We start from the raw sequence: 20,638 nt of genomic DNA, 5'->3' as shown, positions 1-20,638 counted from the left end.
CTGCCATTGAGGCGTTCTCAGGCAATGGTTGGCAAAACGATTTCATCGCTACGCCTTAATCCGGCCGTCAGTGTTTGGCACAACTCAAGAAAAGCGCGCATTGCCGCCGTTTGATACTTTTGTTTGTGCCAGATGAAGTAGAACTGTCGCCGCAGGTCGAGATCTGGCGTTTCGATGGGCACCAGGCTGCCGCGGCGAAAGGCGTCGCGCAAAGCCAGGCGTGAGATACAACCAATGCCCAGGCCTGACTCAACCGCTCGTTTAATGGCCTCGGTGTGTTCGAGTTCCAAGCGAATATTTAGCGGATTAGGGTGATGGCGCATGGCTTGGTCAAAGGTCAGGCGAGTGCCGGAGCCTTGTTCACGAAGAATCCAGGCTTCCTGGTTAAGTGCCTCAACGCTGGCAACTTTATATTGGGCCAGTGGGTGTTGCGGTGCACAAAAGACCACCAGTTCATCCTCCACCCAAGGTTGAACTTCAATGTCCGGATGCTGGCAATCGCCCTCGATCAAGCCAAGATCCATCTCGTAATGGGCCACTTGCTGCACCACATGCGCGGTGTTGTGAACCTGTAGCTTGACCCGGCATTCGGGGTGCAATTGCATGAAGTTGCCAATCAACAAGGTCGCCAGGTAATTACCGACGGTCAGGGTGGCGCCGACATTCAGGGTGCCAAAGCCGCTTTTGCCGGCCAGCAGGCGTTCAATCTCTTTGGTTTGGTCGATCAGTGCAACCGCTTGTGGCAGCAACTGGTGACCCAAGGCATTGAGGGTCAGGCGCTTGCCTGCGCGATCGAATAGTTGGCAATCGGTTTGTCGCTCAAGCTCGGTCACCGAGGTGCTGGTGGCCGACTGCGACAGGGACAGGGATTCGGCCGCACGAGACACGCTTTCTTGCTGGGCGACGGCCACAAATACTTGAAGTTGTCTAAGAGTAAATCGCATATCTATATAACCGATAACCTATATCTTAATAATTCACTTAACAGATATTCTGCGCCCCTCTAGAATGCAGCGCAATTACCCACAGTGGGTCGCGTACTTTAGTGAGGATACCTGCATGAGCAATTTGAACGTCGAGCGTGTGCTCAGCGTCCACCATTGGAATGACACGCTGTTCAGTTTCAAGACCACCCGTAACGCTGGGCTGCGTTTTGAAAATGGCCAGTTTGTAATGATTGGTTTGCAGCAGGACACTGGTCGCCCGCTGATGCGTGCTTACTCCATTGCCAGCCCGAATTACGAAGAGCACCTCGAGTTCTTCAGCATCAAGGTGCAAGACGGTCCGCTTACTTCGCAACTGCAGCACCTCAAGCCAGGTGATGAGTTGATGGTGAGCCGCAAGCCAACCGGGACCTTGATTCTTGATGATCTGTTGCCAGGCAAGCATTTGTACCTGTTGAGCACCGGCACCGGCTTGGCGCCGTTCATGAGCGTGATTCAAGACCCAGAAACCTATGAGCGCTACGAGAAAGTGGTGCTGGTTCATGGTGTTCGTTACGTCAACGAGGTGGCGTATCGCGAGTTCATCACCGAGCATTTGCCGAAGAACGAATACTTCGGTGATGCACTGAAAGAGAAGCTGATCTACTACCCAACCGTAACCCGCGAAGAGTTCGAGAATCAGGGTCGCCTGACTGACCTGATGCGCAGTGGCAAGTTGTTCCGCGATATTGGCCTGCCGCCAATCAACGCCCAGGATGACCGCGCAATGATTTGCGGCAGCCCGAGCATGCTTGATGAAACCAGTGAAGTGCTCGACAGCTTCGGCCTGAAGGTTTCTGCACGCATGGGTGAGCCAGGCGACTACTTGATCGAGCGAGCCTTCGTCGAGAAGTAAGCTGTTGGTCATGAAAAATCCCACCCTGTGCGGTGGGATTTTTTTTGCTGCAAAAAAAAGTCCCGCATCGAGCGGGACAAAGGGAGGATGTTAATACTTACAGCAGGGCTAGCAGGCTTGCGCTTGGCATGACTTGAAAGTCGATCGACATCATCAGGCTCAAGGCGCTTATGGCGACGATGGAGAAGGCGAACAACTTGCGCGCCCACAAGCGATCATCCACGGCGCGATAGCCGGAAAGGGCGATTACCAGCCACCAGGCACTGACCAGCAGCGCGATCAGCAGGTAACCGTAGCCAGCAAAGCCAGTCAATGTCAGCAGGAGCGAGGCGCCACTGAATGCCAGGATATACAGGACGATCTGCAGTTTCGTGGCGTTGATCCCGCGCTTGACTGGCAACACCGGGATGCCTGCTGCCTTGTAATCGTTCAAGCGGAATATCGCAATCGCATAGGAATGCGGCATCTGCCACAGGCAAAAGATCAGCAGCAGCACGGCCGCGCCGGTATCGAAGTGGCCGGACACCGCGCAGTAGCCTACAACCGGTGGCATGGCCCCGGACAAGCTGCCGACCAGGGTGCCGTACTCCGAACTGCGCTTGAGCCACAGGCTGTACAGCCCGACATAGACCACATAGCCGACAGCCGCCAAGGCCGTTGCCAATCCGGTGGTTTCGAACCAGAGCAGGCTGAACCCGGCTATGCCGAGTACCAGGCCGTGGGCCAGCGCTGCCTTGAGCGAGATCTTACCGGTTACCAGCACGCGGTCGCGGGTGCGTTCCATGTGCTGGTCAATATCGCGATCAATGCAGTTGTTCAGCACGCATCCGCTGGCCACCACCAGCGACAGACCGATCACGGTGGACAGCAACAACCTCAGGTCGATGTGACCTTGCGCCGCCAGAAAATAGCCGCCCGCAACTGCAATCAGGTTGCCGAAGATAATCCCGGGCTTGGTGATCAGGAGATAGCGTTTGAACTTCATGGTCACATCCAGGGCATCATCAAGTTGTCGGCATTGACCATGATCCAGATCGCCAGGCCCACCAGCATCACAATGATCAACACCGTGAACAGAAAGGCCAGCAAGTTCCAGCGACCTTCCGAAGAGGTGTTCATGTGCAGGAAGCAAACCAGATGCACCAGTATCTGGACCACGCCCAACACGACCATGCTGGTCAGCGCGACGTTGCGCGAGAAGTGACCGCTCATGACCATGGCGAACGGAATCACCGTGAGGATCACCGAGAGGATGAAGCCGATAGCGTAGGACCGCACGCTGCCGTGGCTTTCACCGGCATGACTCTGTGCATGTGCGTGGCTCATTGGGCAACTCCCATCAGGTAGACAACGGTGAAGACGCAGATCCAGACGATATCGAGGAAGTGCCAGAACAGGCTCAGGCACGACAGTCGCGTGGTGTTCTGCGGTGTCAGGCCACGGCTGTAAACCTGCGCCATCATGACCACCATCCACACCAGGCCGGCGGTTACGTGCAAGCCGTGCATGCCAACCAGGGTGAAGAACGAAGACAGGAATGCGCTGCGGTTTGGCCCGAAGCCTTCCATGATCAGGTGATGGAACTCGTTGATCTCCATGCCAATAAAGCCAAGGCCACAGAGGAACGTCAGGAACAGCCAGGCAATGGTCTTGCCCTTGTCTGCCTTGTGGGCAGCCAACATGGCCATGCCGTAGGTGCAACTGCTGACCAGCAGCAAGGCAGTTTCGACCAGCACATAAGGCAGCTCGAAAATGTCCTTGCCGCTAGGGCCGCCAGCGGTGTGGTTAACCAAGACTGCGTAAGTGGCGAACACGCTGGCGAACAGGATGCAGTCGGTCATCAGGTACAGCCAGAAGCCAAATACCGTCATGTCGCCGCTGTCGTGACCGTGGTCATGATCATGGGCCTGGCTGGTGCCGTGTTGAGAATCAAGGATTGCCGTAGACATGCGGGTTACACCTCTTGCGCGAGTTGTTGGGCGTGTTGCGCACGGTTTTGGGGATGGCCAGCCTCGCGTGGGAAGCGCTGGCTTTCGATGCGTTCGATTTCATCCGGCTGCACGTAGTAGTCAACGTCCTGGTTGTAGCTGCGCACGATGAAAGTGGCGACCATGCCGATAAAGCTCAGGCCAGCCAGCCACCAGATGTGCCAGATCATGGCGAAGCCGAAGACGGCACCAACCATGCCGATAACCAAGCCAGCAGCGGTGTTCTTTGGCATATGGATCGGGCTGTAGCTGGCAGGGCGCAGGTAAGCCGTGTCGTTTTCTTTCATCTCGTGGAACGCGTCGACAGCATGCACGGTAGGTAGCTGGGCAAAGTTGTAGAACGGCGGCGGCGAGGAGGTTGACCATTCTAGGGTACGGCCACCCCATGGATCGCCAGTGTGGTCACGCAGCGCATCGCGGTTCTTGATGCTGACCAGGATCTGGGCGATCTGGAATGCGATCCCGCAGAAGATCAGTACGGCACCACAGAAGGCAACAATCAGGTACGGATGCCACAGTGGGTTGTCGTAATGATTCAGGCGTCGGGTCATGCCCATGAAGCCCAGCACGTACAGCGGCATGAATGCCACGAAGAAGCCGGTGATCCAGCACCAGAAGGCGCATTTGCCCAGGCGCTCGTCGAGCTTGAAGCCGAAGGCCTTGGGGAACCAGAAGGTAAAGCCAGCCAAGTAACCGAACACTGCACCACCAATGATGGTGTTGTGGAAGTGGGCGATCAGAAACAGGCTGTTGTGCAACACATAGTCGGCACCCGGTACGGCCAACAGCACACCAGTCATGCCACCGATGGTGAAGGTCACCATAAAGCCCAGGGTCCAGAGCACTGGCGTGGTGAAGTGCAAGCGGCCACGGTAGATGGTGAACAACCAGTTGAACAGTTTCACCCCGGTTGGGATCGAGATAATCATGGTCGCAACACCGAAGAAGGCGTTGACGTTGGCACCCGAACCCATGGTGAAGAAGTGGTGCAGCCAGACCACGAAGCCGAGAATGGTGATTGCCGCTGTGGCCCAGACCATCGAGGTGTAGCCAAACAGGCGCTTGCCGGTGAAGGTGGAGATGACTTCGGAGAACACGCCAAATGCCGGCAGAATCAGGATATACACCTCTGGATGGCCCCAGGCCCAGAACAGGTTGATGTACATCATGGCGTTGCCGCCCAACTCGTTGGTGAAGAAGTGCATGTCCAGGTAACGGTCAAGACTCAACAGCGCCAAGGTTGCGGTGAGGATCGGGAAAGACGCGACAATCAGGATGTTGGTGAATGTGCAGGTCCAGGTGAAGATCGGCATTTGCATCAGCTTCATGCCTGGGGTGCGCATCTTCAGCACAGTGACCAGGAAGTTGACCCCGGTCAGCAAGGTCCCCAAACCGGATAGTTGCAAGGCCCAAATGTAGTAATCGACCCCAACTCCCGGGCTGTAGCCCAGTTCAGAAAGCGGTGGATAGGCGACCCAGCCGGTGCGCGCGAACTCACCTACGCCTAGGGAAAGGTTGACCAGAATCGCACCGGCCACGAACAGCCAGAAACTCAGCGAGTTGAGGAAAGGGAAGGCCACGTCGCGAGCGCCGATCTGCAGCGGTACGGCGATGTTCATCAGGCCGACCATAAAGGGCATGGCCATGAAGATGATCATGATCACGCCATGGGCGGTGAAGATCTGGTCGTAGTGCTCGGGCGGCAGGAAGCCGTGATTGGCGCCTTCGGCCATGGCCAGCTGGCCGCGCATCATGATGGCGTCAGCGAAGCCACGCAGCAGCATGATCATGGCGACAAAAATATACATCACGCCAATTTTCTTGTGGTCGACCGAAGTCAGCCACTCGGTCCACAAATAGGACCACTTACGGTAATAGGTCAGCGCAGCCACTACGGCCAGGCCAAGCAGGGCGACGACAGCCAGGGTGCCCATGATAATTGGGACGTCCAGGGGCACTGCTTTGAGCGTTAACAAACCGAACATCAGTGGTTACTCCTCGATACTCGCGTTCATGGGCATGTGCATGTTTTTCATATCCTGCATCTCACCTTGGGTCCCAGCGCCAAGCTTCGGCGTTGACGGGCCGTGCATGTATTGCATAAGAATTGAGTTGTAGAGCGTCGGGCTGACCGAGGAGAAGTACTGCGCCGGATCGTTTTCGCTGGGCTTGACCAGCTCCGGGTAGTTGCTCTGGTCCAGCGTTTTCGGCGCGGCCTTGACCTTGGCGACCCAGTCCGCGAAACCTTTTTCCGAAGTGGCTATGGCTTGGAATTTCATGCCGGAGAAGCCGTCACCACTGAAATTCGAGGACAAACCATCGAACTTGCCTTCTTCGTTGGCAATCAGGTGCAGCTTGGTCTGCATACCGGCCATGGAGTAGATCTGGCTACCCAGTTGCGGAATGAAGAAGGAATTCATCGCGTTCTGCGAGGTGATCTGGAAGTTCACCGGAGTATCGGTTGGGAAAGCAATCTCATTGACCGTTGCAATACCTTGCTCGGGGTAGATGAACAGCCACTTCCAGTCCAGCGATACCGCCTGAATCACGATTGGCTTGACCTCGGAATCCAGCGGACGATAGGGGTCGAGCTCGTGGGTGGACGTCCAGGTCAGGGTGCCGAGTACCGCGATGATCGCGCAGGGCACCAACCACACCACCAGTTCGATGGGCGTTGAGTGGGACCAGTTCGGCTTGTAGGTTGCCTTGGTGTTGGATGCGCGGTACTTCCAGGCAAATGCCAGGGTCATCACGATGACCGGAATCACCACGATCAGCATCAATAAGGTGGAGGTGATAATCAGCGACTTTTCATCCATGCCCACCTGACCCTTGGGGTCGAGCAAGGTCATGTTGCAACCGCCGAGCATCAGCAGCGGCAGCCACGAAAGTCGTTTCAGGTATCCAAGGTACTGCTCAGTTTTCATCTTGCGGCCTTAATGGATAAATTGACCCCGTCGCCCCAGTCTTCTCTTACTGAGGTGACGTAGCCGACACCGTCCTGACAGCGTTAACTGCTGGACGCTTTTTTGCGCATAGCCAGCCGCCACCAGAATTCGGGCAAGCCTCTCCCGTCTAGTTCTCGCGTGGCGAAACTGAGTTGTGCGCTGTTTGGAATATTGTTAGTCAGCGTGTGCTATGACCCCTTAAGGGGCTTGCAGCAGACAATCCTTTGAAGTGAATGCCGCATGGCTAGCCGTGCGGATTTCGGCCATGGCGCGCAATGCCTGCGCGAGGAAAGCTTTCGGTCAAAGCGTGAGCTAGTTCACGGCTACTGATGAAAGATGGCAAAGACATTACAAATTATTACAACCGCAACTTCAAGTTACATATTTGCGGATCACCTTCGTGGGCGCTGAATCTGCGGCTTGTTTTTATTTGGGAAAAGCTGCAGGGCCACTATGTTTACTGGCCTGTAGCGCCTGGGCCAGCATTTTGGAGGGCTGCGTCAGGTGCGACACCGGGCCGCACTTTTGGGCTTCACTAGAGCGCTTGGAATTGATGCAGGTCAGCGGATTTTTCGTGCTTTGTTGGTAAAGGAAACTGCGCTTGAGCAGTTGTCGGGCACGAAAATCGAGGGGGAGGGTGAGGCAGGCGAGGCGCACAAAAGCTGCGTCTTATGTCGCCCGCCCCCGGTACTCAAGCGCTTGGTGGCGCTGTTTTTTTGCGCAAGGTGTCGAGCGCTAACAGATCTTCGTCACGCCAGGCCATTACCACCAGGCAGCCTGCAAATATGATCAACGACGGATAAAACAAAGCAGTGCTGCCGGTAAAGAACCAGCTCCATGGATCAATCACCGATTGCCACACAGCCAACAGAGTGGAAGCGCTGAGTAGCAATTGAATGGGGTAGACCAAGCGGCGCATAAACCCTGCAACAATCAGCAGGCCAACAAGCACCTGCAGTACGCCAGCCGCTTGCAACACGTTATCGAAGGCCAACAGACCGAAGTAGAACTTGTTGGCGACCGCCAGACCGTGCTCAATATTGACCACTTTATCGACGCCCCAGATTACCAGCAGCCAGCCCAGTGAGATGCGCAGCAGCATCAGGCTCCATTGTTTCATTATCAGATTTTCCTTGAGCAGTAAGAGAAGTACTGATGTGACTGGGTGCTCGGCAGTAAATTACAAGCGCCCTTGGCTAAAGGTGCTGTATTGGGCCGTTTGACGTGGCGGCGCGTGAGTGGCGCCCGCTGTAGGCTGGTGCAAATGACTCAGGTCAAGTGCCTGGAACCACTTCCAAAACGCAAATCTGATCCGGTTGCGGATAGTGCCAGCGTACCTCGACATCCCATAAGCGGGTGCCGTAGCGACGTTCAGGCTGAGGGGTTTGATAAGCCGGGCGCGGGTCTTGGGCCAGGCATTGTTCAATCAGCTCAAGCACGGGTTGCTGAAGCCGTTGGGCCTGTTCAGATGCCTGCTGTAAGGCTTGAGGTTGCCAGTTAACCTCGATCAAGCGCGGTGCTGCATCAGCCATGCTGTTGGTTGCGTTGCTGATGCAGTCGGCGTAGGGCACATAGGGTTTGATATCCAGCACCGGGGTGCCGTCGAGCAGGTCAATGCCCGACAAATACAACTTGCCTGGCTCGATCTTATCCAGCGCGACCACTGATTGGCCGATGCCATTGGGCCTATGTGTCGCGCGAGTGGCGAACACGCCCATCGACTGGTTGCCGCCCAGGCGCGGTGGGCGCACTTTCAGGCGGGGTTTGTCTTCAAGGGCCTGATGAAACAAGAACAGTAGCCAGACATGGCTGACGTGCTCAAGCCCCTGGATGGCTTCAGGCTGGTCAAAGGGCGCAACCAGTTCCAGCACGCCACGGGCTGCCGGCGCTAAATGCGGCTGGCGCGGAATGGCGAACTTCTCTTTGAAGCACGAGCGCACAAAACCGATGGGTGAAACGGAGTAAGACATTACAGGCGGCCACAACTGGAAGTCGCCTATCTTAAACCGCAAAGCGCGGCTGTTGGAGCCGCGTATCCACCTTAAAGGCTGAAGCCACCATCAATCGGTATGATATTGCCGGTCATGTAGGCGCCTGCGGTGCTGGCCAGACTGATCGCCAGTGCTGCCATTTCTTCTTCACGGCCCCAGCGTTTCATCGGGATGACCGCAGTGTCTTCAGCCATTGCCTCGTCATCATTGGCAATATGCTGGGTCATCTTGCTTGGGAAGCGTCCAGGCGCAATCACATTGACGTTGATGTGCTGTTCAACCAGTTCACGCGCGAGCATGCGCGACAGTTGATGCAATGCAGCTTTGCTCGGGCCATAGGCGTAGGCGTTTTCACCGAATGAGCTGATCCCAGCCACCGAGCCAATATTGATTATGCGTGCTGGATTGGCGCTGTTCCCGGCTTTTCGCAGCAGCGGCAGCAATTGCTGGATGCAACTGAAAACCGAGGTGACATTGAGTTGCATGACTTTTTCCCAGCCCTTGACCGGGTAGGACTCAAGTGGCGCGCCCCAGGTTGTGCCTGCGTTGTTAACCAGGATATCGAGCTGAGTGAGTTTGCCGCCAAGCGCTTGAGCGAGTGCCTGCACGCCTTCTTCGGTTGCCAGGTTAGCGGCTATGCCGTGGCAGGTGCCGAAGGCGCTGAGTTCTTTTGCAGTGTCACTGCAAGCCTGAGCGTCGCGGGCGCACACATAAACGGTGGCGCCTGCTTCAGCAAAGGCTTTGGCGATCATCTTGCCGATACCACGAGTACCACCGGTAACCAGTGCGGTGCGGTCTTTTAGAGAAAAATAAGGGTGCATGGCGAGTCCTTGGATCAACAGGTGCCATCACCCTAATCGGCCAGCGCCAACAGTGGATGCATTATTGTTGGCGCAAATACGGCGCCATGTGTGGCGCGCGATAGCCGGGTTCGTGCAGAGCCGACTAGCGCCGCGGCTCAAGCACTGTCCAACGGCTATTCCACGGCGGCTTGAGGGCGCTCGCGCAAGGTCAATCCCTTGAGGAAGTTGCGCAGGAACTGGTCGCCGCAGGTGCGGTAGTTGCTGTGGCCAAACTTGCGGAACAGGGCGCTCATTTCCGGTTTCGACACCGGGAAATCAACGCTTTGCATGATCGCGTGCATGTCATCTTCTTTCAGTTCGAAGGCCACGCGCAGCTTTTTCAGCACCATGTTATTGGTCATTGGCAGCTCGAATGGCTGCGCTGGACGGCTGTCGTCCTTGCCGCGCTTGAAGTAAACCAGGCCATCCAGAAAATGCGCCATCAGCTCATCGTCACAGGCGATAAAGCCATCTTCATCTTCTTTTTTCAGCAGTGGCTCAAGCTCGGCGCTGGTAACTGTCTTGCCGCTCAGGGCAATGATTTCAGCCAGTTTTGCATCGTTGACATCAAGCATATAGCGCACGCTGCGCAGCACATCGTTATTAAGCATCATCGATTCCTGATAAAGGCGCAGACAGGATTCAAGATTGTCTGCGCTAGAAAATATGGAGTTGGTGCGGAGTTTTGGGACCCTCTGAAAAAGGTAGCGAGCGCAGTAGTTTTTCAGCGGTTCCTCAGAAGCGTTCTTTCGCCGCTAGATAGCGCCATTGCCCCGGTGCGACTTTCGACATGGACACGCCGCCCACGCGTATGCGCTTGAAGCTCAAGACCTTGAGCCCGACTTCGTTGCACATAAATACGATCTGGCCGGGTATGGGGTTTTTCAGGGCGAAACGCAGGCGGGTTTCGTTCTGCCAGCTGACTTTGCAGGGCGGCAGGGCGTAGTTATTGAAGATCAAACCGTGATTGAGGCGCTTGAGATCACGCTCACTAAGCTCACCGCTGACCTCGACCACATACTCTTGCTCCATCTTGACGATGTCATCGCGCAGCTTGCGCTCGATACGCCAATCCTGAGTCAGTACATGCAGGCCTTCGGCACCCGCTTGCAAGGGAATGCAGGCGGTCAGGTTCAGCAGGTGGCCTTTCAAGGGGCGGATGCCTGAGGCGTCCTCGGGCCAGTGGCTGGCGGTGCTGAGCTCTTCGGTGATTCGCTCGGCGCTGTTGTGTCCAGGTGGGATATTCACCAGCAAGGTCACAGGGTCCAGCGGTGCGGCAATCGCGTTTGCCAGCAGTTCAACCTGCTGTTCGGCAACCTTGAAATGAGGCGCGTCGATCACCTCGCCATCCACCGTTACCCAGCCGCCCTCAATGTAAAGCTCAGCTTCGCGTCGGGAGCAACCGACCAGTTCGATCAGGCGTTTGGAAAGGCGTATTGGCTCGGTCATCAGGCAGTCATCAATAAAGTAATCCTCCTATTGTAACTGGCCGCAACCCTTGTGTGCGGATGGTGCGGCTTTTAGGTCGAAGATCGTCCCGCTAGAGCCCGGCGCCTGAGCCGTTGGTCGCCTAATTTGCTGGCCATTCCCACTGGATGGGACTGCTATTTCATTAAGTGAGAAAGTTCGAGCATCCTAAAAGTAAGGAGCGCCCATGAACTACAAAACCCCAACTGATCGCTTGCTACAGATATTGGTCGCCTTGGGTCAAGCCGACGAAGTTATCTCGGCCAAGGAATTATCAGAAAACCTGCAGCAGCCCTTGAGTAGCACTTATCGCCACCTGAAAACCCTGTTGCGCTGGGGCTTGGCCGAGGATAACGGTCAGGGGCGCTATCTGCCTGGGCCAACGTGCATGCAGTTGGCCAAGAAGTTTGATCGTGATGCGGTATTGGTGACATTGGCCAAGCCCGAACTCAAGCGCCTGGCTGAGCTGAGCCGGGAAAGCGTTGCCTTGATGGTGCCAATCAATGGCCAGGCGATATGCGTGGAGCTGGTCGATAGCCAGCAACCCTTGCGCTGCTGTTATCAGAAAGGCCTGGCCCAGCCCTTGTTGATCGGGGCATCGGCTCGGGCATTACTGGCCTTTATGGAGCCGGCACAAAGCCTGGCGATATTGGCAGCCAAAGGGGTCGAGGCGACGGCGCTGGACGACTACATGCGCAATTTCGATGAAATCAGACAAGCCGGTTATGCCGTTTCAAATGGCGAGATTGATGAAGGCGTCTGGGGCGTTAGCGCGCCGCTATTTGATAGTCGCGAGCGCTTGCAGGCTGTAATCAGCCTGATGGCACCGGCGATCAGAGCAGAGCAACGCAGCGATCAATTGATTCGTTGGACACAGGATGCGGCGCTGCGGGTCAGTGCACGTCTTGATTGAGTATTTAAGAGAGCCAAAGCATGACCGACACCGCTGATATGCAGGTATGGACCGGCCGCACCGATGCCGCCGAAGGCCAAAGCGCATTGCGCTGGCACCAGTGGGTTCAGCCCTATGCGTTACAACAGGTATCTGGCGTGACCTTGCTGGGTTTTGCCTGCGACGAAGGCGTCAGGCGAAATCAAGGGCGTATTGGCGCGCGTCAAGGCCCTCAGGCGCTACGCAAAGCCTTGGCCAATCTTGCCTGGCATGGCTCGGCGCCGGTTTATGACGCGGGCAATGTCTGGTGCGAAGCGGATAAGCTGGAGTCTGCACAACAGCGCTATGCCGCAACAATCACCGAACTGCTCGGCAATGGCCATCGGCCGTTGGGGCTGGGAGGTGGTCACGAGATTGCCTTCGCCAGTTTTACCGGGCTGGCGGATCACCTGCGCAAGCAAGAGCCCACGCCAAGGCTGGGCATCCTCAATTTTGATGCGCACTTTGATTTGCGCTTCGCTGCGCAGAGCAGCTCCGGCACGCCCTTTCTACAGATTGCCGAGTATTGCCAGGCAGCAGGCATGGACTTTGAGTACTGCTGCCTGGGGGTTAGTGAGCACAACAATACCCAGTCGCTGTTTGATCAAGCTCAAAGGCTGAATGTGCGCTATCTGCTCGACCGGCAAATGCAAGGCTGGAACCTGCAGGCCATCGAAGCATTTCTCCAAGGGTTTCTGAGCAGCGTTGACCACCTGTACATGACGGTCTGCCTGGACGTTCTGCCTGCAAGCCAGGCGCCGGGCGTGAGTGCGCCATCGGCCCATGGCGTGGATGTGATGGTAATCGAGCATCTGGTTCGACTTGCCAAGGCCAGCGGCAAACTGCGACTGGCTGATATTGCCGAACTTAACCCAAGCCTGGATCAAGACAATCGCACCGCACGCATTGGTGCCCGACTGTTGGCCAGCATGGTCGATTGAGGTTTTTGAATTCACTCACCTGGTCAGAATTTGATCAGCAATAACAATAGAGAAACTTGCCATGTTGACCCTAGAACTGGATGCATTAACCACCACCGCCTTGGCATTGCTACTGCTCGGGGCGGGATCATTCCTGAAAAAACGCAGCTATTGGCTCACTCAACTTTGTGTACCTGCACCGGTAATTGGCGGTTTTGGTTTTGCCTTGCTGGTGTGGTTGCTACGTAACCAAGAACTGTTGAGCCTGAAGTTTGATACGGCTTTGCAAACGCCCTTGATGGTTGCGTTCTTCACCACTGTGGGGCTCGGTGGCAGCCTTGGGTTATTGCGTAAAGGCGGCAAGGTTTTGTTTGTATACCTGGGCGCTTGCTGGTTTTTGGCATTGCTGCAAAATGCCTTGGGCGTAGGCGTGGCTAGCCTGCTGGGGATCGATCCGCTGCTGGGCTTGATGGCTGGCGCTGTTTCGCTTGAGGGTGGTTTCGGTGCTGCTGCTGCATTTGGCCCCGTGGCGGAAAGCCTTGGCGCGCAGGGTGCAACCACTGCCGCACTGGCTGCCGCAACATTCGGTATGGTGGCCGGTGGCTTGCTTGGAACGCCTGTTGCCCGCTGGTTGATCGAGCGCAAAAAGCTCGCCGTCGTGACCGAGCAGGTGGGGGCGCTAGGCTCACTGAAGCCTGGCGCGCAGGAGCCGGCTCAGTCCTTGGACGCGCCGACGCTTTTACGGTTGCTGGCCTGCATCTTGGTGATCATGGTGTTGGGCTTCTGGCTCGGCAGCGCCTTGAATGACCATCTGGGCATTGTTCTGCCGAGCTATGTGGGCGCAATGTTTGTTGCGGTGCTGCTGCGTAATCTGAATGATCGGGCGCGGGTCATCGAGATTCCTGATTCGGCCATCAGCACTGTCGGCGATGTGTGCCTGGGTATTTTCTTGACCATGGCGATGATGAGCCTCAAGTTCTGGGAACTGGAGCAACTTGGTTTGCCGCTGCTCGGCATCTTGGTCGTGCAGGTCGTGGTGATGGTCTTGCTGACGGTGTTCGTGCTGTTTCGTCTGCTGGGCGGGAACTATGATGCGGCGGTGTTGTGTGCAGGCTTTATGGGGCATGGTCTTGGGGCTACGCCAAACGCGGTCGCGAACATGGGCGCGGTGTGTGAGCACTACAAAGTGTTTTCCTACAAGGCCTTTATCATTGTGCCGCTGTGTGGCGCGGTACTGATCGATATTGTTGCGATCCCCTTGATCACCTGGTTCCTCAACGCCTTCGCCGCCGTCTGACCGGTGGCTAAGCATAGTCACTTTATATAAGTCACACCCATAAAAAATGCCGCTGAAATCAGCGGCATTTTTAGTTGCAATGAACTCGGTCAGCCGCCGAGATAGGCATCGCGTACTTTTGGATCGTTGAGCAGCTCTTCACCGCTGCCCTGCATGACGATACGACCGTTTTCCAGTACGTAGCCACGATCGGCCAGTTTCAAGGCCTGGTTGGCGTTTTGTTCAACCAGGAACACTGTCACACCATCTTCGCGCAGTTGTTCGATGATATCGAAAATCTGCTGAATGATGATCGGCGCCAAACCCAGTGAAGGCTCGTCGAGCAGCAGCAGTTTTGGCTTGCTCATCAGCGCGCGGCCAATGGCAAGCATCTGCTGTTCGCCACCGGACATGGTGCCGGCGCGTTGCTCAAAGCGTTCTTTCAGGCGCGGGAACAGGTGCAGCACCTTGTCCATTTGCTCCTGGAAATCAGCTTTGTCGGTAAAGAATCCACCCATGGCCAGGTTTTCTTCGACCGTCAGCCGTGCGAACACCCGGCGGCCTTCAGGAACCACGGCAATGCTTTTACGCATGATGTCTGGCGTTTGCATGCCGACCAGTTCTTCACCCTGATAACGGATGCTGCCGCTGGTGGCTTGCGGGTTGCCGCACAGGGTCATCAACAGGGTTGATTTGCCTGCGCCGTTGGCGCCGATCAGGGTCACAATCTCACCCTGGCGAACTTCAACGTTAACGTCGTGCAGTGCTTGAATCTTGCCGTAGAAAGTCGAAACGTTTTCGAAATAGAGCATTACGATTCCCCCAGATAGGCTTTGATTACATCCGGGTTATCGCGGATCTGCTGCGGCGTTCCGTCTGCCAGCGGTGTTCCCTGATTGATCACGAAGATGTGGTCAGAGATGCTCATTACCAACTTCATGTCATGCTCAATCAGCAGCACGGTGACGTTGTGTTCGTCGCGCAGCATGCCGATCAGTGCCTTGAGATCTTCGGTTTCCCGAGGGTTCAGGCCTGCAGCTGGTTCGTCGAGCATCAGGATGCTTGGACGAGTCATCATGCAACGGGCGATTTCCAGGCGGCGCTGCTGACCGTAGGCGAGGGTGCCTGCGGGGCGGTTGGCGAACTCGGTCAGGTTGACCTGGTCCAGCCAATGCGCGGCATAGTCCATGGCCTCGCGCTCGCTTTTGCGGAACGCCGGGGTCTTGAACAGGCCAGAGAGGAAGTTGGTATTGAGGTGACGGTGTTGCGCCACCAGCAAGTTTTCCACCGCCGTCATGTCCTTGAACAAACGCACGTTCTGAAAGGTACGCACTACGCCTTTGCGGGCAATCTTGTGGCCGGTCAGCCCCTCGATTTGCTCGCCATTGAGGCGCACGCTGCCGCTGGTTGGCTGGTAAAAGCCGGTCAGGCAGTTGAATACAGTGGTTTTACCGGCGCCGTTGGGGCCGATCATCGACACTACTTGTTTCTCGTGGACGGTCAGATTCACACCGTTGACGGCCAGCAGGCCGCCAAAACGCATGGATAAGCCGCTTACTTCCAGAATCGGGCGGCTCATTGTTTCAGCTCCAGGTGTGGGCGCTGCATGGGCAGCAAGCCCTGCGGACGCCAAATCATCATCAATACCATCAGGGCACCGAAGAACAACATGCGGTACTCGCTGAATTCACGCATCAGTTCCGGCAGCAGGATCATCACGATCGCGGCGAGAATCACCCCGAGCTGAGAACCCATGCCGCCCAGAACCACAATGGCGAGGATGATTGCTGACTCAATGAAGGTAAACGACTCTGGTGTAACCAGGCCTTGGCGAGCGGCAAAGAAACTGCCGGCAAAGCCCGCGAAACAGGCGCCAAGGGTGAAGGCCGAGAGTTTGATGACCGTTGGGTTCATGCCCAGCGCGCGGCAAGCAATCTCGTCTTCACGCAAGGCTTCCCAGGCCCGGCCAATCGGCATGCGTAGCAACCGGTTGATCACGAACAGGGTTAGCAACACCAACAGTAGGGCGATCAGGTAGAGAAAGATCACCTTGTTGATTGACTGATAAGAGGTGCCAAAGAACTCGTGGAAGGTTTGCATGCCTTCAGCCGCTCTGCGATCGAACGACAGGCCAAACAGGGTTGGTTTGTCGATGTTGCTGATGCCGTTCGGGCCGCCAGTCAGTTCGGTCATGTTACGCAGCAGGATGCGGATAATTTCACCGAAACCAAGGGTCACAATCGCCAAATAGTCACCGCGCAAGCGCAGCACCGGGAAACCGAGAATAAAGCCGAAGAAGGCTGCCATCAGCCCCGCAATCGGCAAGCACACCCAGAAACCCAGGCCGTAGTAATACGACAGCAAGGCGTAGGTGTAGGCGCCAACAGCGTAGAAGCCGACGTAACCCAGATCGAGCAGGCCAGCAAAGCCCACAACGATATTCAAGCCCAGGCCAAGCATTACGTAGATCAGGATCAGGGTGGCGATATCCACCGCGCCACGGCTGCCGAAAAACGGCCACGCCAGGGCAACCACGATCAGACCCAGAATGATCCAGCGTTGGGTCGAAGGCAGGGTAATGAAGTTGGATGCCTTGCTCGGAACACTTGGCAGCTTCGGGGCGTGGGACCAGGCCGCGCTGATCGGGCCGCGAAACAGCTGCCAGAAGAACATCACGATGGTGCATGCCGCGATAGTCCACAGAACAGCCGGACTGGCGTTATGAACTTCGAGCTTGATACCGACGGTGGTCAGCTTGAGCCCCAGCACTGGATAGGCCACGGCCAATACCAGCAGGGCACTGAAAAATGCCGTCTTGAGGTTTTTAGTAATTGCCGAACTCATACTTTTTCAACCTCCGGACGACCCAGGATGCCAGTCGGGCGGAACAGCAGCACCAGCACTAACAGGCTGAATGCGACAACGTCTTTGTATTGGTCGCCAAAGATGTCGGCACCGAATGCTTCAGCAACACCGAGAACCAAGCCGCCTAGAACCGCACCCGGAATACTGCCGATACCGCCCAGTACTGCTGCGGTGAAGGCCTTGATGCCCGCGAGGAAGCCCAGGTGCGGGTTGATCACACCATACTGCAAGCTCAGCAGTATCGAGGCGACGGCAGCCAGTGCCGCGCCGATGACGAAGGTCAGGGCGATGATGTTGTTGGTGTTGATGCCTAGCAGATTGGCCATCTTCAAGTCTTCAGCGCAGGCGCGGCAGGCGCGACCCAGGCGTGAGCGGGAGATAAACCAGGTCAGGCCGACCATGACCAGGAAGGTCACGATGAAAATCAGCACCTGCATATAGGAAATCACCACGCCGTTCATGCTGTTTTCGCCGAACACGAAGTTACCCGGAAGCAGGTTGGGGATGGCTTTGTCTTTGGAGTCCTGCGCAAGCAGTATTTCGTTCTGCAGGAATATCGACATACCAATTGCCGAAATCAGGGGGATCAAACGGTTGCCACCGCGCAAAGGCCGGTAGGCGACCCGTTCAATACTGTAGCCATAGGCGCTGGCGACAATGATGCTGGCCGCGAATCCTGCGATCAGCACAATGGGCAGGCTATGGATGCCAAACATGGCGAGACCGGCGACTGCGATAAACACCACGTAAGAGCCAATCATATAAACCTCGCCGTGGGCGAAGTTGATCATGCCGATGATGCCGTAGACCATGGTGTAGCCAATAGCAATCAAGGCATAAGTGCTGCCAATGGTCAGGCCATTAACCAGCTGTTGCAGGTAGTGATAAAGATCAGGCATTGCCTAGCTCCTGGGTCATTGCGTAATGCATCGCTTGTGGCGCCGCGCAAGACCGGGATTCTTCTGATAAACAAAGCCCACTGCGGCTGCAGTGGGCTTTGGGTTCGGACAGTGAGGCTTATTTAGCTTCGGTTTTTGTACCGTCCTGGTGCCATTCGTAAACCACGAAGCTGAAGTCCTTCAGATCGCCCTTCTCGTCGAAGGAAAGGTCGCCGGTTGGCGTCTTGAAGCTGTTAGCGCGCAGAGCAGCTGCCACTTTGTCAGTGTCAGTGCTACCGGCTTTCTCGATACCACCGGCAATCACTTGTACCGCTGCGTAAGCAGGGAATACGAATGGGCCGCTTGGGTCTTCGTTCTTGGCTTTGAACGCTTCAACCAGTGCTTTGTTGGCTGGATCCTGGTCGAATGATTTCGGCAGGGTAACCAGCAGGCCTTCAGAAGCAGGGCCAGCGATTGCAGAGATCTCTTTGTTACCCACGCCTTCTGGACCCATGAACTTAACTTTCAGGCCTTTTTCAGCAGATTGGCGCAGCAGCAGACCCAGTTCTGGGTGGTAGCCACCGTAGTAAACAAAGTCGACACCGGCTTGCTTGAGCTTGGAGATCATCGACGAGAAGTCTTTGTCGCCAGCGTTGATGCCTTCGAAGATGCTGACCTTGACGCCTTTGGCTTCAAGAGTTTGCTTAACGGCAGTGGCAATGCCTTCGCCGTATTGCTGCTTGTCGTGGATAACGGCAACGTTCTTCGGCTTGATGTGGTCAGCGATGAAGTTACCGGCGGTAGGGCCTTGCAGGCTGTCCAGACCGATGGTGCGGAAGATCAGCTGATAACCGCGAGCGGTAATCTCAGGGCTGGTCGAGGCCGCGGTAATCATCAAGATGCCTTCGTCTTCGTAGATGTCCGAAGCAGGCTGAGTGGAGCTGGAGCACAGGTGACCGACAACAAACTTAACTTCATCGTTAACAATTTTGTTGGCTACGGCCACGGCTTGTTTTGGGTCGCAAGCGTCGTCATAGACTACGCCTTCGAGCATTTCGCCGTTTACACCACCTGCCTTGTTAATCTGCTCAATGGCCATTTTAGCGCCGATGAACTGCATTTCACCGTACTGGGCAACAGCGCCAGTAACCGGACCCGCCAAACCGATTTTGATTGTGTCTGCAGCCATTGAGTAGCTTGCAACGCCGGCCATTGCCATGGCGGCTAACAGTTTGGTCATCTGCTGAGTTGCCTTTTTCATAATGCTCCACTCTTGTGTTTTTAGTTGTTGTAGTTCTCGCGGCCAAAGCTGCAGAACCGAGTCCTATCCCTCGGCCATACCCCTAGCAACTGTACCGGTACAGTGTAGAGCGCGGATTTGCGCCTTGAAAAGCCGGAAGCAGGGGACAATAACCGAAGTTGTCGCTTAAATATAAGAAATGTATAGAAAAACGGCGTGCCTTGGCTTCATTTTATGACGTCAGGCGAACTTGCCTGCCAGCATGCCGACGTTATCATGATGGCAATCAAAAATCGGCTAAAAAATAGGCACAACCATGACAGAGCAACCAAGCACCCTTTATGCCAAACTCCTCGGGCAAACAGCTGCGATTACCTGGCAAGAGTTGCAACCCCATTTTGCCAAGGGCGTCTTGTTGTGGATTGAGCCGGCACAGGATTTAATTGAGGTCGCGCAGGCCGTGGTCGAGAATGACAGCGCCAAAGTGTCGGACTGGTTGTCGAGTGGGCTTGTTACTAAAATGACCGACGAGCAAGCCCAAGGTGTATTGACCCGTGACCCGCAGTTGTGGGCCGTGGTGGTTGCACCTTGGGTGCTGGTGCAAGAACGCATGGATGCACCAAATAAGCGCTGAACGGTCAGATCGTCTCAGTGGTCGTACCCATTTAGATGCGTGATTAATTTTTACATGGAGTAGCACAATGTTTGAGCCCGGACACGTACATCGCACCAAGCAACGCGCTTCGAGCGATATACCTGAATTCAGTGTCGATATTTATTATGACGTGCACCGTGATGAGAACTTCAAGCCGATACTGTGCATGCGCATGGCCGGTAATGTTAACGGCTCAATGTTTGAAGAGTCCTTTGAGTTGGCCCGTGAAGAGGCATTCAATTTCGCAAGCGTGATTGGCCGCATCGGTAAAAAATACGGGGTGCCTGGCAGCGACGGCCTGATTGCACGCAACCACAAAGACTACGACCGGATGTACGCCGACATCAAAGCCAAGCTTGGCGTGCCTGTCGAAGTGCTGGAGCCCGAGACGGTCGAGGAGGCCGTACCGCCGGTTTCCAAATATACCGAGGGTCACCTGCACCGGGCCAACAAGGTCGCCAGCAATGGCTGCCCGGTCTACTCCCTGGATATGTACTACGACGTTCGCCAGGACCCAGTTGAAGGGCCGATGCTTTCGGTGCGTCTTGTTGGTAACTGCAATGGCAAGGACTTCGAGGAGAAATTCGAGCTACACCGTGACACCGCCTACAACTTCAGCAGTGTGGCAACCCGCGTCGTGGCCAAGCACGGCATCCCGGTGAACAACGGCATCATCATGCGTCGCCACAAAGAGTACGACTTGATGTTTGCAGATATCCGCGAAAAGCTGCAGCTGCGCAGTGGTGAAGCAGTAGATTTAGAACACTTGGCCAAAGACGGCCTGTAAAGGTATGCGTT

General features: G+C 55.8%; 22 protein-coding genes. 6 read left to right on the top strand and 16 right to left on the bottom strand.

Annotated features, from left to right (window positions below; genetic code table 11):
• Positions 1 to 17: 17 nt before the first annotated feature.
• Entirely contained in the window at positions 18 to 944 is a 927-nt protein-coding gene (locus tag AACY26_RS02470; protein WP_339510645.1) for a LysR family transcriptional regulator, read from the bottom strand.
• A 115-nt stretch (positions 945 to 1,059) separates the two neighbouring features.
• On the opposite strand from AACY26_RS02470, the gene fpr reads away from it, so the two are divergent.
• The gene (fpr, locus tag AACY26_RS02465; protein WP_339510643.1) at positions 1,060 to 1,839 is read left to right on the top strand and encodes a ferredoxin-NADP reductase; all 780 of its coding nucleotides are present in this window, start codon (positions 1,060 to 1,062) and stop codon (positions 1,837 to 1,839) included.
• Positions 1,840 to 1,936: 97 nt separating this feature from the next.
• Here fpr and cyoE read toward each other — a convergent pair whose 3' ends face one another.
• The 10 genes from cyoE to AACY26_RS02415 form a co-directional block, all read right to left on the bottom strand.
• Positions 1,937 to 2,824 carry a heme o synthase gene (gene cyoE / locus AACY26_RS02460; protein WP_339510641.1) on the bottom strand — a complete coding sequence of 296 codons (888 nt, stop codon included), beginning with the start codon at positions 2,822 to 2,824 and terminating at the stop codon, positions 1,937 to 1,939.
• A 2-nt stretch (positions 2,825 to 2,826) separates the two neighbouring features.
• Positions 2,827 to 3,165, bottom strand: coding sequence for a cytochrome o ubiquinol oxidase subunit IV (locus AACY26_RS02455; protein ID WP_339510639.1), 339 nt, complete (start codon positions 3,163 to 3,165; stop codon positions 2,827 to 2,829).
• On the bottom strand, positions 3,162 to 3,788 hold the full coding sequence (cyoC, locus tag AACY26_RS02450) for a cytochrome o ubiquinol oxidase subunit III (RefSeq protein WP_339510637.1): 627 nt from the start codon (positions 3,786 to 3,788) through the stop codon (positions 3,162 to 3,164). The genes AACY26_RS02455 and cyoC overlap by 4 nt, the downstream gene beginning before the upstream one ends.
• 5 nt (positions 3,789 to 3,793) lie before the next feature.
• Positions 3,794 to 5,812, bottom strand: a complete 2,019-nt coding sequence (cyoB, locus tag AACY26_RS02445) for a cytochrome o ubiquinol oxidase subunit I (protein WP_339510635.1) — start codon at positions 5,810 to 5,812, stop codon at positions 3,794 to 3,796.
• A 6-nt stretch (positions 5,813 to 5,818) separates the two neighbouring features.
• The gene (cyoA, locus tag AACY26_RS02440) at positions 5,819 to 6,754 is read right to left on the bottom strand and encodes a ubiquinol oxidase subunit II (protein WP_339510633.1); all 936 of its coding nucleotides are present in this window, start codon (positions 6,752 to 6,754) and stop codon (positions 5,819 to 5,821) included.
• Positions 6,755 to 7,466: 712 nt separating this feature from the next.
• A complete protein-coding gene (locus tag AACY26_RS02435) occupies positions 7,467 to 7,895 on the bottom strand; it encodes a DoxX family protein (RefSeq protein ID WP_339510631.1) in 429 nt (142 codons plus the stop codon).
• A 154-nt stretch (positions 7,896 to 8,049) separates the two neighbouring features.
• On the bottom strand, positions 8,050 to 8,745 hold the full coding sequence (gene tsaA, locus AACY26_RS02430) for a tRNA (N6-threonylcarbamoyladenosine(37)-N6)-methyltransferase TrmO (protein ID WP_339510629.1): 696 nt from the start codon (positions 8,743 to 8,745) through the stop codon (positions 8,050 to 8,052).
• A gap of 71 nt (positions 8,746 to 8,816) precedes the next feature.
• Positions 8,817 to 9,587: an SDR family oxidoreductase gene (locus AACY26_RS02425; RefSeq protein WP_339510627.1), complete on the bottom strand. Its 771-nt coding sequence runs from the start codon at positions 9,585 to 9,587 to the stop codon at positions 8,817 to 8,819.
• Between the two features lie 155 nt (positions 9,588 to 9,742).
• Positions 9,743 to 10,219, bottom strand: a complete 477-nt coding sequence (locus AACY26_RS02420) for a YehS family protein (RefSeq protein WP_339510625.1) — start codon at positions 10,217 to 10,219, stop codon at positions 9,743 to 9,745.
• 124 nt (positions 10,220 to 10,343) lie between these two features.
• A complete protein-coding gene (locus AACY26_RS02415; RefSeq protein WP_339510623.1) occupies positions 10,344 to 11,057 on the bottom strand; it encodes an rRNA pseudouridine synthase in 714 nt (237 codons plus the stop codon).
• A gap of 205 nt (positions 11,058 to 11,262) precedes the next feature.
• Here AACY26_RS02415 and AACY26_RS02410 point away from each other — a divergent pair, with 205 nt between their 5' ends.
• From AACY26_RS02410 to gltS, 3 genes are all read left to right on the top strand, one after another.
• Positions 11,263 to 11,988 carry an IclR family transcriptional regulator gene (locus tag AACY26_RS02410; RefSeq protein WP_339510621.1) on the top strand — a complete coding sequence of 242 codons (726 nt, stop codon included), beginning with the start codon at positions 11,263 to 11,265 and terminating at the stop codon, positions 11,986 to 11,988.
• Positions 11,989 to 12,008: 20 nt separating this feature from the next.
• Complete coding sequence (gene hutG, locus AACY26_RS02405; protein ID WP_339510619.1) at positions 12,009 to 12,947, top strand: formimidoylglutamase; 939 nt, start codon at positions 12,009 to 12,011, stop codon at positions 12,945 to 12,947.
• A gap of 61 nt (positions 12,948 to 13,008) precedes the next feature.
• A complete protein-coding gene (gene gltS, locus AACY26_RS02400; protein WP_339510617.1) occupies positions 13,009 to 14,223 on the top strand; it encodes a sodium/glutamate symporter in 1,215 nt (404 codons plus the stop codon).
• 89 nt (positions 14,224 to 14,312) lie between these two features.
• Here the strand turns inward: gltS and AACY26_RS02395 are convergent, their stop codons facing one another.
• The 5 genes from AACY26_RS02395 to AACY26_RS02375 form a co-directional block, all read right to left on the bottom strand.
• A complete protein-coding gene (locus tag AACY26_RS02395) occupies positions 14,313 to 15,014 on the bottom strand; it encodes an ABC transporter ATP-binding protein (protein WP_339510615.1) in 702 nt (233 codons plus the stop codon).
• Entirely contained in the window at positions 15,014 to 15,781 is a 768-nt protein-coding gene (gene livG / locus AACY26_RS02390) for a high-affinity branched-chain amino acid ABC transporter ATP-binding protein LivG (RefSeq protein WP_339510613.1), read from the bottom strand. Before livG ends, AACY26_RS02395 begins: the two co-directional genes overlap by 1 nt.
• Positions 15,778 to 17,046 carry a high-affinity branched-chain amino acid ABC transporter permease LivM gene (locus AACY26_RS02385; RefSeq protein WP_445261255.1) on the bottom strand — a complete coding sequence of 423 codons (1,269 nt, stop codon included), beginning with the start codon at positions 17,044 to 17,046 and terminating at the stop codon, positions 15,778 to 15,780. Before AACY26_RS02385 ends, livG begins: the two co-directional genes overlap by 4 nt.
• Positions 17,043 to 17,966 carry a high-affinity branched-chain amino acid ABC transporter permease LivH gene (gene livH, locus AACY26_RS02380; RefSeq protein ID WP_339510611.1) on the bottom strand — a complete coding sequence of 308 codons (924 nt, stop codon included), beginning with the start codon at positions 17,964 to 17,966 and terminating at the stop codon, positions 17,043 to 17,045. The genes AACY26_RS02385 and livH overlap by 4 nt, the downstream gene beginning before the upstream one ends.
• Positions 17,967 to 18,084: 118 nt before the next feature.
• Entirely contained in the window at positions 18,085 to 19,206 is a 1,122-nt protein-coding gene (locus AACY26_RS02375) for a branched-chain amino acid ABC transporter substrate-binding protein (protein WP_339510609.1), read from the bottom strand.
• A gap of 295 nt (positions 19,207 to 19,501) precedes the next feature.
• Between AACY26_RS02375 and AACY26_RS02370 the strand changes: the two genes are divergently transcribed.
• Positions 19,502 to 19,819, top strand: a complete 318-nt coding sequence (locus tag AACY26_RS02370) for a DUF2288 domain-containing protein (RefSeq protein ID WP_339510607.1) — start codon at positions 19,502 to 19,504, stop codon at positions 19,817 to 19,819.
• A gap of 67 nt (positions 19,820 to 19,886) precedes the next feature.
• Positions 19,887 to 20,627, top strand: a complete 741-nt coding sequence (locus tag AACY26_RS02365; protein WP_339510605.1) for a DUF5064 family protein — start codon at positions 19,887 to 19,889, stop codon at positions 20,625 to 20,627.
• The last annotated feature ends 11 nt before the right edge of the window (positions 20,628 to 20,638 follow it).

This window comes from Pseudomonas sp. RL_15y_Pfl2_60 (genome assembly GCF_963970595.1).
In the GTDB taxonomy this organism is placed as follows: Bacteria; Pseudomonadota; Gammaproteobacteria; order Pseudomonadales; family Pseudomonadaceae; genus Aquipseudomonas.
This window is presented reverse-complemented; position numbering and strand designations above follow the sequence as displayed.

What these genes read in the sequence shown, in the direction of transcription:
- AACY26_RS02470 (WP_339510645.1), bottom strand. Translation starts at nt 944, where the DNA reads ATGCGATTTACTCTTAGACAACTTCAAGTATTTGTGGCCGTCGCCCAG.
- fpr (WP_339510643.1), top strand. Translation starts at nt 1,060, where the DNA reads ATGAGCAATTTGAACGTCGAGCGTGTGCTCAGCGTCCACCATTGGAAT.
- cyoE (WP_339510641.1), bottom strand. Translation starts at nt 2,824, where the DNA reads ATGAAGTTCAAACGCTATCTCCTGATCACCAAGCCCGGGATTATCTTC.
- AACY26_RS02455 (WP_339510639.1), bottom strand. Translation starts at nt 3,165, where the DNA reads ATGAGCCACGCACATGCACAGAGTCATGCCGGTGAAAGCCACGGCAGC.
- cyoC (WP_339510637.1), bottom strand. Translation starts at nt 3,788, where the DNA reads ATGTCTACGGCAATCCTTGATTCTCAACACGGCACCAGCCAGGCCCAT.
- cyoB (WP_339510635.1), bottom strand. Translation starts at nt 5,812, where the DNA reads ATGTTCGGTTTGTTAACGCTCAAAGCAGTGCCCCTGGACGTCCCAATT.
- cyoA (WP_339510633.1), bottom strand. Translation starts at nt 6,754, where the DNA reads ATGAAAACTGAGCAGTACCTTGGATACCTGAAACGACTTTCGTGGCTG.
- AACY26_RS02435 (WP_339510631.1), bottom strand. Translation starts at nt 7,895, where the DNA reads ATGAAACAATGGAGCCTGATGCTGCTGCGCATCTCACTGGGCTGGCTG.
- tsaA (WP_339510629.1), bottom strand. Translation starts at nt 8,745, where the DNA reads ATGTCTTACTCCGTTTCACCCATCGGTTTTGTGCGCTCGTGCTTCAAA.
- AACY26_RS02425 (WP_339510627.1), bottom strand. Translation starts at nt 9,587, where the DNA reads ATGCACCCTTATTTTTCTCTAAAAGACCGCACCGCACTGGTTACCGGT.
- AACY26_RS02420 (WP_339510625.1), bottom strand. Translation starts at nt 10,219, where the DNA reads ATGCTTAATAACGATGTGCTGCGCAGCGTGCGCTATATGCTTGATGTC.
- AACY26_RS02415 (WP_339510623.1), bottom strand. Translation starts at nt 11,057, where the DNA reads ATGACCGAGCCAATACGCCTTTCCAAACGCCTGATCGAACTGGTCGGT.
- AACY26_RS02410 (WP_339510621.1), top strand. Translation starts at nt 11,263, where the DNA reads ATGAACTACAAAACCCCAACTGATCGCTTGCTACAGATATTGGTCGCC.
- hutG (WP_339510619.1), top strand. Translation starts at nt 12,009, where the DNA reads ATGACCGACACCGCTGATATGCAGGTATGGACCGGCCGCACCGATGCC.
- gltS (WP_339510617.1), top strand. Translation starts at nt 13,009, where the DNA reads ATGTTGACCCTAGAACTGGATGCATTAACCACCACCGCCTTGGCATTG.
- AACY26_RS02395 (WP_339510615.1), bottom strand. Translation starts at nt 15,014, where the DNA reads ATGCTCTATTTCGAAAACGTTTCGACTTTCTACGGCAAGATTCAAGCA.
- livG (WP_339510613.1), bottom strand. Translation starts at nt 15,781, where the DNA reads ATGAGCCGCCCGATTCTGGAAGTAAGCGGCTTATCCATGCGTTTTGGC.
- AACY26_RS02385 (WP_445261255.1), bottom strand. Translation starts at nt 17,046, where the DNA reads ATGAGTTCGGCAATTACTAAAAACCTCAAGACGGCATTTTTCAGTGCC.
- livH (WP_339510611.1), bottom strand. Translation starts at nt 17,966, where the DNA reads ATGCCTGATCTTTATCACTACCTGCAACAGCTGGTTAATGGCCTGACC.
- AACY26_RS02375 (WP_339510609.1), bottom strand. Translation starts at nt 19,206, where the DNA reads ATGAAAAAGGCAACTCAGCAGATGACCAAACTGTTAGCCGCCATGGCA.
- AACY26_RS02370 (WP_339510607.1), top strand. Translation starts at nt 19,502, where the DNA reads ATGACAGAGCAACCAAGCACCCTTTATGCCAAACTCCTCGGGCAAACA.
- AACY26_RS02365 (WP_339510605.1), top strand. Translation starts at nt 19,887, where the DNA reads ATGTTTGAGCCCGGACACGTACATCGCACCAAGCAACGCGCTTCGAGC.